The organism is Sphingobacterium sp. MAE (genome assembly GCF_056711605.1).
The window spans coordinates 3,572,643-3,585,136 of record NZ_CM160044.1; the positions used below are offsets into that span (position 1 = coordinate 3,572,643).

8 protein-coding genes are annotated in these 12,494 nt (G+C 36.1%); 4 read left to right on the plus strand and 4 right to left on the minus strand.

The window, feature by feature from the left end; translation table 11 throughout:
- Window positions 1-22: 22 nt before the first annotated feature.
- The 4 genes from AC06G9_RS15280 to AC06G9_RS15295 all read right to left on the minus strand — a co-directional run bounded on the left by AC06G9_RS15280 (window position 23) and on the right by AC06G9_RS15295 (window position 3,865).
- A complete protein-coding gene (locus tag AC06G9_RS15280) occupies window positions 23-742 on the minus strand; it encodes a hypothetical protein (protein ID WP_094772439.1) in 720 nt (239 codons plus the stop codon).
- 92 nt (window positions 743-834) lie between these two features.
- Window positions 835-1,038 carry a hypothetical protein gene (locus AC06G9_RS15285; protein ID WP_480956621.1) on the minus strand — a complete coding sequence of 68 codons (204 nt, stop codon included), beginning with the start codon at window positions 1,036-1,038 and terminating at the stop codon, window positions 835-837.
- Window positions 1,038-2,027 (minus strand): FAD-dependent monooxygenase, encoded by a 990-nt coding sequence (locus AC06G9_RS15290; protein WP_480956622.1) that lies wholly within the window; start codon window positions 2,025-2,027, stop codon window positions 1,038-1,040. The genes AC06G9_RS15285 and AC06G9_RS15290 overlap by 1 nt, the downstream gene beginning before the upstream one ends.
- 566 nt (window positions 2,028-2,593) lie before the next feature.
- Window positions 2,594-3,865 carry a family 16 glycosylhydrolase gene (locus AC06G9_RS15295; protein WP_480956623.1) on the minus strand — a complete coding sequence of 424 codons (1,272 nt, stop codon included), beginning with the start codon at window positions 3,863-3,865 and terminating at the stop codon, window positions 2,594-2,596.
- Between the two features lie 1,429 nt (window positions 3,866-5,294).
- Between AC06G9_RS15295 and AC06G9_RS15300 the strand changes: the two genes are divergently transcribed.
- The 4 genes from AC06G9_RS15300 to AC06G9_RS15315 all read left to right on the plus strand — a co-directional run bounded on the left by AC06G9_RS15300 (window position 5,295) and on the right by AC06G9_RS15315 (window position 12,491).
- Window positions 5,295-5,894 carry a sigma-70 family RNA polymerase sigma factor gene (locus AC06G9_RS15300; RefSeq protein WP_045756552.1) on the plus strand — a complete coding sequence of 200 codons (600 nt, stop codon included), beginning with the start codon at window positions 5,295-5,297 and terminating at the stop codon, window positions 5,892-5,894.
- Window positions 5,895-5,951: 57 nt separating this feature from the next.
- Complete coding sequence (locus tag AC06G9_RS15305) at window positions 5,952-7,028, plus strand: FecR family protein (protein ID WP_045756553.1); 1,077 nt, start codon at window positions 5,952-5,954, stop codon at window positions 7,026-7,028.
- 131 nt (window positions 7,029-7,159) lie between these two features.
- Window positions 7,160-10,654, plus strand: coding sequence for a SusC/RagA family TonB-linked outer membrane protein (locus tag AC06G9_RS15310; protein WP_480956624.1), 3,495 nt, complete (start codon window positions 7,160-7,162; stop codon window positions 10,652-10,654).
- A 10-nt stretch (window positions 10,655-10,664) separates the two neighbouring features.
- A complete protein-coding gene (locus AC06G9_RS15315; protein WP_094772437.1) occupies window positions 10,665-12,491 on the plus strand; it encodes a RagB/SusD family nutrient uptake outer membrane protein in 1,827 nt (608 codons plus the stop codon).
- Window positions 12,492-12,494: the final 3 nt, after the last annotated feature.

A 12,494-nucleotide genomic window follows, 5' to 3' on the forward strand; every position in this document is an offset into this window, starting at 1 on the left:
ATTACATGTCTTTGATCCATTATCAATTTAAACTGGCTCTATAATAATTGATTTTTTTAAAGTGAACACCATCGATATCTTTTGATTGAAAAGTTTTTACTATAAACGTATCGTTGTCCAACCAACGGATTCCTTCAATCATAAAATTTTTACTCTCGAAACTTTGATGCTCTTCAAGAATATGTGTCTTATTTCTATTCATCTGCAATAACCCAATAAAACAACTATTGCCATCATATAGCCAATTATAATAATAAACTAAATAGTTGCCCCGTGGAGATATGATAGGGGTTTCAACTGCCCCATCCCCTATGGAAACAATCGTATACGAATTTCCTGTTATACTATCGATTAATGCAAGTGAACCAAAACTTAATTCATCAGACATGATATTCTCTGTGATCGCATACATATTAAGCTGAGGATAGTATCCAAGGAATTCATATCCATTAAAATCTTTTTTATCCGGTAGTGTTTTCTTAAATTTTATTTGACCGGTATTTGTCTGTAAATAAAAATTTGTTTTGCTCTGCTTAATCTTAGGTATTACGAATTGATTTAGTGATTTGCATTGTTCATATTCCACAACATTGGATTTTACAAAATTTATTCTTGGTAATTTCTGGTAATCTTCAACATACCCAATATCATTATTATTAATCAACTGCCCTTTCAGTTTACTTACGATCAATACCAGCATGGCAAAAATTAAAACTAGATATTTGGGAGAGTATATAAGCATTGACTTAAAAAATTAAATTTAGTATCTGTTTATTATCCAAATATTAATATGGAAACAAAGAAAGATTGAACCATTAAAATTTAACAACTTATTTATCTATAATTAGGCAATTTAACACGCTCTTTTAGATCCTTTTTGGCATTACCTCCAAAAATTTTTGAAATTTTTTTCACCAACCTGCTTGATGCTATTCCAAGGGCAGCATTAAAAAGTGTGATGCCCAACTTTGTCTTAGGATGTGCTACCCATGGCACTCCTGGAGGTAAGTTTTGAATATCTTCAACAAAAGGTCTCATCAACTTTTGTAAGCTTCAAAAGCATCTTGATGATTTTTATGTCGTCCTAATTCACCTGCCAATATATATGCGCCCACAATGGATAGACTTGCTCCCATTCCTGACATTGGAGTGGGGCAATAGGCCGCATCACCAACCATTGCGCACCTTCCATTAGACCATCGAGGAGCCTTTACCTGACTTATACGATCAAAATACACATCTTTACTTTGATCTAATGCTTTTAGAATACGTGGAGCTTGCCATCCGGCATCTGCAAATTTATCCTTCAAAATTTCTCTCTGTTTTACTAAATCTAATTTTTCATAGCCGTTATCTGGTGAAAGAAAAGAAAAGGAAGCTCGGGTTGTACCCACATTATCAGGTCTTGTGTTTAAGACTCTCGAGCCAGGTGCATTATACCAATATGCCCATTCATCATCAGACTCGATCCGAGGAATGGTGAGATATGAACAATAAACGCCAATGTACTTGATTTGTGGCTCATCTCCGAACATCAACTTACGTGTCGTGGAACGGATTCCATCTGCCGCGATCACGAGGTCAAAAATGCGCGGCGCATTATTTTTAAAGGTAACTAAAACCTGATTTCCCTGATCTTCTAACACCGTAATCTGGTCATCAAAAATATAACCTACATTTTCCTGGGTTGCATGATAGAGGATTTGAGCAAGATCCCCTCGGAGGATTTCTAATTCAGCCGTTCCAAAATCTGAATTTGCTTTTGGAAACTCAGCTTTAATACGATGAGCGGCATCGACAAAACGAATTCCTAACTCACCAGTATTAGCGGCTAGGATTTTATCTTCCAACCCCATGAGTTGTACGACTTTCTGTGCTTCATCTCTAACATCTATATTTTGTCCACCTAATCTCAATTCTGGAGCGCGCTCTACTACAGTCACTTCAAAACCAAATCGAGACAACCAAAAAGCAAGAGTTGGACCAGCAATACTGGCTCCAGATACTAGTACTGTTCTTTTTTCCATGAATATTTTTAAATAAAAATAAAGCAATATGTATATTAATACATAACATAATACAATTAGTTTTTAACATACGTATTACTTATAATCGGTTAAATTGAGCTTTATGTAAGTCACGCCCAGACTATATATCAACGTAAAATCAATCACAACATATGTTACACACTCATAACTAATGCTTTGAACAAAACATATTATTAGAAATATAATAACTAAATAGCTAATGCAAATTATTTGTCAGCCGATACTAAGTAAAAATTGTAGGATAATCAGATCTTTTTTTTTCATATAAACACACTTGATCTATTTGGACTAGCTAGCAAGCATAATTATCAATGACCATTTTAACAACCGCTAGTTTAACTATACAGTGGAAAGGTTAGGATTTAATTATTGTACATTTCTTGCCAAAAAGAATTTCCATGCGAGCTCCTTGCTACTTTTTAAAAAGTACATCTGCAAAAGAATGCAACGATAAAACCCCCTAAAAGGGGATAAATTTCACTCACTAAAACCTGCTGATATTCATTGAGTTTTAGTGAATGAAATATTAAATACTTAAGATATTATTATAATTTTTCCAATGTAAAGTCATCGCCATAAACAGTTCCAGAACCTGCCTTATAAAAATATAGGGTTGCTGTAGTTTGTGTCGCTCCTGTTGTAAATGTAACTGAGTTATTGATATATGAGGTCGTATTAAAAGCGACATTAACAGCCGTGCCGCCATAGCCTTTAACTCCTAACAACACCTGTTGGCCAGCTGCAGACACTTTACCATAACCAGAAAAGCGATATGTTGTATTGGGTTGTAAACCTGTTAAATATTGTTCTATAGCATTGGCCCCACCTGATAATTGAATGCATTTTAAACCGGTACGCACATTGGTGTTGATAATAGATGCATTTCCACCCCAAGAAGTCCAAGGGGAAAGTGTGCCTGTTTCAAAACCACCATTGTAAAATATAGGCAGATTATAAACACGAACATAATCCACTTGCATATTAAAAGGTAAATCTGCATTTGTAATGGCTCCTGGCCAACCAGCACCTCCAGCTTGATTTAAAATTATATAAAATGGAACATCAAATGGCCATTGTTGCCAAGTAGCTCCACTGGCTTTGTTATAAGTATATTGCAAAATATTGTTGACATAAAATTTGAGTGCAACCGGGCTCCATTCTAGACTATAAATATTATAGTCTGCTGCATTATAACTCGTAGAATGTGTAGCACTTGTGCCCCCCCCAGACCCTGTAACTGTAGCATTGTGTACGGACTGGTGTACGACCATCTCATTATTAACATGTTCCATAACATCAATTTCGCCACAACCTGGCCATCCAGCGTAAGCTGTTGCAGGCTCTGGCATCATCCAAATTGCTGGCCATGAACCCCTACCCTGTGTAAATTTTGCTCTTACCTCAACCTTACCAAAAGTCATACTGAATTTATTCTGAGATTTTACTCCCCCACTATGATAAGGGACTGGATCTGTTGGAATCACAGCATTATCCATACGCAATAATAAGTTATTACCATCTTGCGAAACATAATCAGAAGTGTGCGTCATATATTTGTTCCAGGCAACGGTACCACGTTCTGCATAACTCCATTTACTATCGTCAAATCCACCGACTGTATTAAATTCATCTGACCAAATTAACTCGTAATCGGATAGGCTTTGTAAAGAAGAAGTAATCGTCAAAGCATTTGTTTTTGATACACTTACCATTTGATTACTTGATTGATCTACTTGTTCTTTGTTGCAAGATACTATTGTACTGCAAAGAAATAGCAAGGAACTTGCTGTCATAAAATTTAGGATTCTCTTTTTCATAATGATTATTAAAAAAATTTAAAATGTGTTCACTATAAATTGTAACTAGAAAATCCTCCTTATCACATTTCTTTTTCAGTCTATTCTAATCTTAGCTGCTTTAGTTACAAATGATTAATTTATTAATTATGTAGTACATAATATTTCTAAGATACAATAATTTTTATAATAACTATTTTTTTTATAAAAAAAATTTATACCCAAATTCACTCTGTAACATCTATTTATTAGCCGACTATGGAGAGATCAATAAATATGTATATATTTTATTTATCCCATAGCCGACAATTTCACTCCATTAATGATACATTTCAATACTTAATATCTACTAATATCTTTATGACATGAAAAATGGTCAACTGGAATTACATATCTATTATCTAGAAAAATAATCTAACAAAAATAATAGTGGCAGCAATGCTTTTGGAATGGCTAAAGAGATGGAAAGACCGGTTGTATAGATATAAAAATCAATGGTATACAAATACTTTATTAGGTCAGATTAAGTATTACATGTAATCAATTTATACAGATATCAACGTAACACATTTTCGATATTTAGTAGTAATAATTGCTCAATCACCTCTATTTCAACTTCAGAAATATTTATCAGATAAAAAAGGTTATCATAGCATATCCACAAGCCTACCGAAATTATTGAATAACTTCAAACCTGATCAAAAATCCAAAATAGAATTTATAATTAAAATTAGGTATTTTAGTGTTGGCGAGTGATACGTCCGCTGTAGATAACATAATCTGTATCTCATTTGATTCAACCTTGAGTATTTGTGCATGATAACCTACCATTGTGATTTTAAGACTTTGGTCCATAAATCCAGCTATTTCAAATGTCCCAACTGTGTCTGTTTGAGTCGTCTTACACGTAGAGAGGTTGGTGATTACTGTTCCATTAGTAGATTTGAGAACTCCTTTAATAGGTCATTGATTTATATTATTCGATTCCAAATCATTTTTAAATGATATAAATGTGAGTTTAGCCTGAACCCAACTATGTAGGGAAAGCCCGATCATAATAGGCAGTAAAACATACTTTTTTTTATGTTTTTTGGTTTCGTTTTCTTTGGCAACAAAGAAAAGGTTTACAATATTGGTTAATTTTTAAGTATACATTATCAAATGTATTACTTGAATATGCTAGCTTTATTTAGTATTATCCCAATTCAACATTGCAATTTTCCTCGTTTTATATTTGCAAAACAGCATTAATACTTGAAAAGAATATTTGATAAATACTCAAACCATTGATAAATTACATGTAGATAACTAAAAGATTTTCAGTGTTATTTAATGTACGTAAGATTTAAAGAAAGATAAGTTTGTAGATGTTAAAACTAGATAGTAGATTGATTTTTTTTCATTAAGTAAGAGACAGCGCAAAGAATATTTTTTCAAGAATAATCGTTTTATGTATGATTTGTTTATCTTAGTCAAGCCCAATCAAAAACCCATAACGATGTACGACATTCAAGAAATCACTGAAGAACAAAAACATAAAATTGCCATTATGCGCAATGAAGATGTGTTTAAACAGTTTTTCATGCAAAATTTTGAAGTTCTAAAAGGCTATGCATCATCTATTATAAAAGACGGATATCATGCTGAAGATGTAGCATGTGAAGTTCTTTGGGAAATTTGGAATATGGGTCCAAAACTTGTTCAGATCAAATCACTATCTGCCTATACATACAGAGCGACAAAGAATAAATGTCTCAATCTATTACGAAACAAAATCATTCAATACCAACCTGCAGAAGTGTATTGTGATACTCTAGTGGACGACTTATCACCGGAAGCTCTACTCATATCGAAAGAAAAAACTCGAGAGATAGAACGAGCTATAGATCAACTTTCGCCTAAAACCAAAGAAGCTTTTCTATTGGTAAAAGATTGCCAAATGACTTATAAACAAGCTGCAGAAACGATGGGCATTGCGGTAAAAACAGTAGATCGACATATCCAGATCGCGATTGAAAAATTGTATTTTCTATTAAAATCAAAAAAATAAGATTTCATATTGGGGATATTGATCTTTTCATGTGTCTTCATGATAAACCCTAAAAATATGTCATCAACAGATCAGCAATATCTACAATTGATTCATAAAGTTTTGGACCAAACTATCACGGGGCCACAACTAGATGATCTATATCGTCTGATGGCTGAAGATGAAAGCAGAATCGATCTATACCTTTTCCTTACGAACAGTAAACCTACTTCTACCGAAAAAATAATATCGATCGAGACGCAATATGAAAAATCTAAGCAGAAATTTAAATTAACTGCTATTCAAGAAGAACAAATCATACCGCAACAACAAAAAATATACAGTAAAATAAGAAAATATAGTATTCCTCTAGCGGCAATACTAATACTTTTTATGCTCGCAATAGTTGTAAACTACATCTATAAACCAATGACCAATGACAACATCATACTTATATCTGCCAAAGGAGAACGCAAATTCTACCGGTTGAAAGACGGTACGGAGATTTGGCTCAATAGTGAGAGCAAATTGGAGTACAACAAGTCATATGGACATAGTAACCGTGATGTGAAACTCTCTGGTGAAGCTTACTTTAATGTTGCAAAAAACAAAAAGCTACCTTTTCATGTCGATTCTTATGGTAACCGAATCGAGGTATTAGGGACTCAATTTAATGTCAGAGCATATCCCGAAGAAAAGAGAATGGAAACAGCATTGATTGAAGGGAAGGTCAACTTGCAGATAAAGGACAATGGTAAATTTCGCCACTATATCATGCAGCCTGGAGACAAGATTGAAGTGACCAATATGATGACCAATGCCATGCGGATCAACACAAATCGTCAAAGTGCCTCAACTGAAAATACGAAAGTAATTATTGATATAAAAAAAGCTAACTCTGAAGACGGTGAGCAACTGGATATGCTTTGGACTAAAAATAAGCTTGTTTTTCAAAATGATCCACTAGCGCTTATGACAAAAAAAATGGAACGTTGGTATAATAAAACGATTCTAATCGAAAATGAAAAACTTATGAATGAATCTTTCAGCGGTGTATTTGAGGAAAAAACCTGTAAAGATTTACTTGACCTGTTGATTAAAACAGGTGTTAATTTACATTATACAGAAAAACAAGACAGTATATTAATTTATTAAAACTTAAAATTATGAATCAGAACTTTACAAAAAAGGGTATATCGTAATGATACACCCTTAAAGATGAATGAACAAGCACAAAGCCCTAGGAAAGTAATGTGCTTAATTACTAACTTCTAATATCTAAAATTATGAAAAAAAATTCACATGTCGTCAGTCATGTGCCAATTCTTTATTACCTAAAGTGGCTCTTCATGGTAAAATTTACGCTTTTACTTATTGTAGCTTTTGGCTACAGTAGTTATGCAAATTCGACACTTGCTCAAGGCAACATTACATTAAAAAACAAAAGCATAAAATTTAAAACTTTACTGCAGTTGATCGAAAAACAAACTGATCTGCGATTTATCTACAATGACAATCAGATCGACAAATTTGTGATCAGTGATATCAATGCAATTAGAAAACCATGGTATGAACTATTGGAACCTATTTTACAAAAAACAGGACTAAAAATGCAGGAGATCAATGGTGGTCGCATCATCATTTCACCAATCGTAATACAAGATCCAAAATTTCATGGTAAGGTCACCGATAGCAAAGGCGAGCCTTTAGCTGGCGTATCCATTAAGGAAAAAGGATCTGATAGAAGTACACTTACAAATGAAAAAGGTGAATTTATAATTGCAGTTAAAAACACTCAAAGTACGATCATGATCAGTAGTGTCGGTTTTGTTTCGCGAGAATTATCTTACTCATCGACTTTTCAATCTATCCAATTGGCCGATGATCTTGCTCAACTCGAAGAAGTCGTTGTCGTTGGTTATGGAACGCAAAAACGTGTCAACTTAACAGGTGCTGTTTCCGCTATAAGCGGTCGGGAATTGGAGAATAGACCCGTTGTCAATGCCACACAAAGCTTGCAGGGTGTGGTCCCAGGACTAAATGTGAATGTTGGAGGGAATACCAAGCCTGGTCAAAGTTTCAATCTCAATGTACGTGGAGTAGGAAATATCAGCGGTACCGATGGTCCTTATGTACTTGTCGACGGAATGGAGATGTCACTAGCAGATATCAATCCCAGCGATATTGAAAACATCTCGGTATTAAAAGATGCATCAGCATCTGCGATATATGGATCAAGAGCTGCGTACGGTGTTATTTTGGTAACAACTAAAAAAGGTACCGCAGGAAAAAAAGTAATCAGTTTTACTGGTAATACTGGACTCACATCCCCTGTAAGATTACCCGATATGGCCAATTCGGTAGAGTTTGCCAATTTCTTCAATACAGCAACCTTTAATGCATTGGGTACAAAGCAATATTCGGAAGACAAAATTGCGCTATTGCAACAGTATATTAATGATCCAAGCAGTCTGTCGATCTTTCCAGAAATCAACACGAACAATTATGCAAGCTGGGAAAACAGTGCCAATGGAATTGCTAATACTAACTGGTTCAATCTGCACTATAAACCTACTGCTCTACGTCAGAATTATACCGTAAACATGAGCGGAGGTAATGCTGGTACTCAATTTTACGTATCGGCAGGTTATTACAACGAAGAAGGAATCTTGCGCTATGCAAATATTGACTATAAACGCTATAATTTCAACAGTTCTATTTCTTCAGATCTGACCTCTTGGTTAAAAGTCAAAGCCAATGTTAAATATACTAAAAACAACAATCAAACACCTTTAGCAGGATACGAAGACATGTTCTTTCACAATTTAGCTCGTATGCGTCCTAATGTATCACCCTATGATTTTTATGGAAACTGGAATGAACAATCCATGGTGCCATATTTACAATCGGGTACAAAAGATGAATTAACAAACAATACATTAGCTATATTAGGTGGTGTAGAAATAAATCCCCTAAAAAACTGGAAAATATTTGCTGATCTCAATTACAGATTGGATAATGATGCCAATGATATCTTAAAATTACCAGGCACGATCTATGGCATCGATGGAACGTCCTATCTTGTTAACCGTTCTGAGTACAATATACCCTTAGGTGGCAGTTTCGAACGTAAAATGAATACTAACAATTATCTCACACCCAACATCTATACCAATTACAAAGTTTCGGTCGACAAGCACAACTTTGATCTCACAGCGGGTTTTCAGCAAGAGCTAAATCAGTTTAAGGAAATCTATGCATCCGCTAGTGATTTGATTAGTTTTGACCGCCCTGGCATAGACTTATCAACAGGAACCAAATCCAGTAAAGAAGCCCGTAATCATTGGGCAACTCGTGGTTTCTTTGCGCGTTTGAATTACAATTTCGACCAAAAATACCTATTGGAAGTGAATGGACGTTATGATGGTTCTTCACGTTTCGCATCCGACAATCGTTGGGGATTCTTTCCATCGGTATCGGCTGCATACAACATAAGTGAAGAGTCATTCTTTAAAGATGAAGTGAGCTGGGTCAATCAACTGAAAATAAGAGGTTCATACGGATCACTAGGAAATCAGGCTGGAGCAGGACTCTATGCGTACTCGGAAAACATGAGCATCGTCGTACCAGGAGCTAATGGAGCTGGGGGAAGGTATTATTTTGAAAATGGCCGCGAGAGCTACATAAACGCTCCAGGAGCATTCAATCCTTTGATTACTTGGGAAACTGTACGCAGCGCAAATTTCGGTCTTGATTTTACGGCATTCCAATATAGATTGACAGGTGCAATTGATATCTATCAGCGCAATACCAAAGATATGCTCGGTCCATCTCGAGATGTAGCCGATCTTTTCGGTACAGTACCTGCAAAAAGTAATAATGCTGATTTAAGAACACGTGGCTGGGAAGTCAATGTTAAATGGCGTGATCAACTTTCTGACGATTGGAGCTATAACCTAGGCTTAATACTCACAGATTACCAATCAATGGTTACGAAATATCAAAATCCAACCAAATTTGATCCAAGTGGACAATGGTATGAAGGCAAAACCTCTGGTGAAATCTGGGGCTATACCGCCAATCAATTGATCCGTACACAAGCAGAAGCAGATGCTTATAATAAATTGGATCAATCATTTTTGTCCGCTCGTGATTGGATCCCTGGAGATGTCATGTATCTAGATAACAATAATGATGGGAAAATCAATAATGGGACCAACCGATTAGGTGATATGGGCGACATTTCCATCATCGGAAACAACACCCCAAGGTACAACTATAGTTTATCTGGTGGATTAACGTGGAAAAATTTATCGATGAATATGCTGTGGCAAGGTATTGGTAAAAGGGATTTTAGTCCAGCAGTTGCAGATGCTTATTTCTGGGGAGCAGGTGCCTTAGCACAAGTGACCGTTTTCAAACAACATTTAGATTATTTCTCTGAAAGTAATCCTGATGCTTACTATCCAAATCCTTATGCAGCACCTGCAGGTGCCATCAATTCTTATATCAATAAGACACAGCTATCTTCAACCCGTTATTTGCAAAGTGCTGCGTACTTGCGCCTCAAAAACCTAACTATCAGTTATAATATTCCAAAATCATTAATACAGCGCTGGAAATTCGAACGCATCAATCTATTCGTTAGTGGCGAAAACTTATTGACTTTTAGCCCATTGGCGAAAATGTTTGACCCAGAAACCATTAACGGCGGTTCAGGTACTGGGAAGATATATCCCTTGAGCAAAGTGTATTCTTTTGGTCTAAACGTTAATTTTTAATCCGAGCAACATGAAACTATATAATCTATATTTATGCCTACTTGCAGCAAGTATTACGATATTTTCAGCATGCAACAGTAATTTTCTGGATCGGGAACCATTGGATCAGCTATCTACAACAGGGAGTTTATCTTCGACCAATGAGCTTAAATTGTATGTCAATCAATTCTATCAAACCTTACCTGGGCATCCCAATTTTACAGGCGGTGTAGGTCCAGCCTTTGACGATGCACGTACTGACAATATGATTTTTACCAGTGTGGATCCGAGACTTAGCGGACAGTTGACGATCTCCAATGCTTCCAGTATTAGTGAATACACGCAAATAAGATCGATTAATTTTTTTCTAAAGCAATCTAAAAATGCAAAAGGAAATCAAACCGATATCAACAAATATCTCGGCGAAGCATATTTCTTCCGTGCTTGGTATTATTTCGAATTGGTCAAAAAGTATGGCGATGTCACCTGGGTCAATCAATTGTTGAGTTCCGAAGATGAATCCACGTTATTAGCTAGGGATAGTCGTATTATGATCGTAGATTCTATCCTCAACGACCTGAACCGTTCAATCGATCTTTTACCTACAGCATCTAACAATGCGAGTATGCGTGTGCACCGTGATGTGGCTCTGGCATTAAAATCGCGAGTTGGTCTTTATGAAGGAACGTGGCAGCGGTACCATAAATTAAAAGGGACACCATTTGCGAGCACGGAAGCTACAGAAGATAAGATTAAGAGTTATCTGACTCAAGCACGCGATGCCGCCAAGACTATTATAGATGGTAACCGCTGGAAAATATATACCACCGGAAAATTCAATGATGATTATCGCAATATGTTCAATACGGCAAATCTTTCTACAAACAATGAAGTTTTATTATATCGACGCTATAATCCTTCAGAAAATGTCGGACACGGTGTTTCCAAATACCTATCAACAGGAGGAGGAGATATCGGTTTGACCCAGAGTCTCGTGAGTGATTATTTAACAGCAGATGGGAAACCATTTGTAGGTACACTACAGACCGAAGTGCAAAAAACATACAGCCAAGATTTAAGACCTACAGTTCGTGATCCACGATTGGCACAAACAGCAGTAGTGCCACAGGCACCTTTACGACCTGATGCTGTTGCAGCCAATTTTCCACCGATCAATCAAAGTGGATTCAATCGTTCCACCACAGGTTACCCGATGTACAAATATGTGGAATACAACAGTCTTCCTGCGGTATCTGATGATGGCATGAGTGCTGCTCCTGTCATTTATTTTCGTTATGCAGAAGTATTGCTCAACTATGCGGAAGCTATAGCTGAACTTAAAGAAGATCCGAGTAAAATTATTGATGCGATACGACCATTGCGTGCACGCGTTAATATGCCTGACATGGACTTCGACCGAGAATATAATACTTCAGTAAACTATCCTTTTGCACAGCTAGACAAATATATACAAGCAGTGAGAAGAGAAAGACGTGTTGAACTCGTAGCTGAAGGTCTGCGCTTGCAAGATATTTTCCGTTGGGCAGCTGCTGATCAACTGATCGTTGGCAAAAGACCTTTAGGTATCCTTTTTATGGGAAGCAATATTGCGCAAGAAAACAGCAGTGCAGGTTTTTACAAAGACAATCTTTTATACTATGACACAGCACCAACAGGAAAAAATGTCAATTTCTTCCTTTCAGGTAATCCTGGTGATGCTACACGCTACATGGATCCTTACAAAGCAGTATTGCCAAGTGGCTATCGATTTAGAGTCGATCGAGATTACTTACTTCCCATCCAGCAACGGATGATCGAATTGACAAATGGTAAATGGAAACAAAACCCAAACTGGTAAAAT

Excerpts from the sequence above, each read along its gene's own strand:
- AC06G9_RS15315 (WP_094772437.1), top strand. The coding sequence starts at position 10,665 with ATGAAACTATATAATCTATATTTATGCCTACTTGCAGCAAGTATTACG.
- AC06G9_RS15310 (WP_480956624.1), top strand. The coding sequence starts at position 7,160 with ATGAAAAAAAATTCACATGTCGTCAGTCATGTGCCAATTCTTTATTAC.
- AC06G9_RS15300 (WP_045756552.1), top strand. The coding sequence starts at position 5,295 with ATGTATGATTTGTTTATCTTAGTCAAGCCCAATCAAAAACCCATAACG.
- AC06G9_RS15285 (WP_480956621.1), bottom strand. The coding sequence starts at position 1,038 with ATGAGACCTTTTGTTGAAGATATTCAAAACTTACCTCCAGGAGTGCCA.
- AC06G9_RS15295 (WP_480956623.1), bottom strand. The coding sequence starts at position 3,865 with ATGAAAAAGAGAATCCTAAATTTTATGACAGCAAGTTCCTTGCTATTT.
- AC06G9_RS15290 (WP_480956622.1), bottom strand. The coding sequence starts at position 2,027 with ATGGAAAAAAGAACAGTACTAGTATCTGGAGCCAGTATTGCTGGTCCA.
- AC06G9_RS15280 (WP_094772439.1), bottom strand. The coding sequence starts at position 742 with ATGCTTATATACTCTCCCAAATATCTAGTTTTAATTTTTGCCATGCTG.
- AC06G9_RS15305 (WP_045756553.1), top strand. The coding sequence starts at position 5,952 with ATGTCATCAACAGATCAGCAATATCTACAATTGATTCATAAAGTTTTG.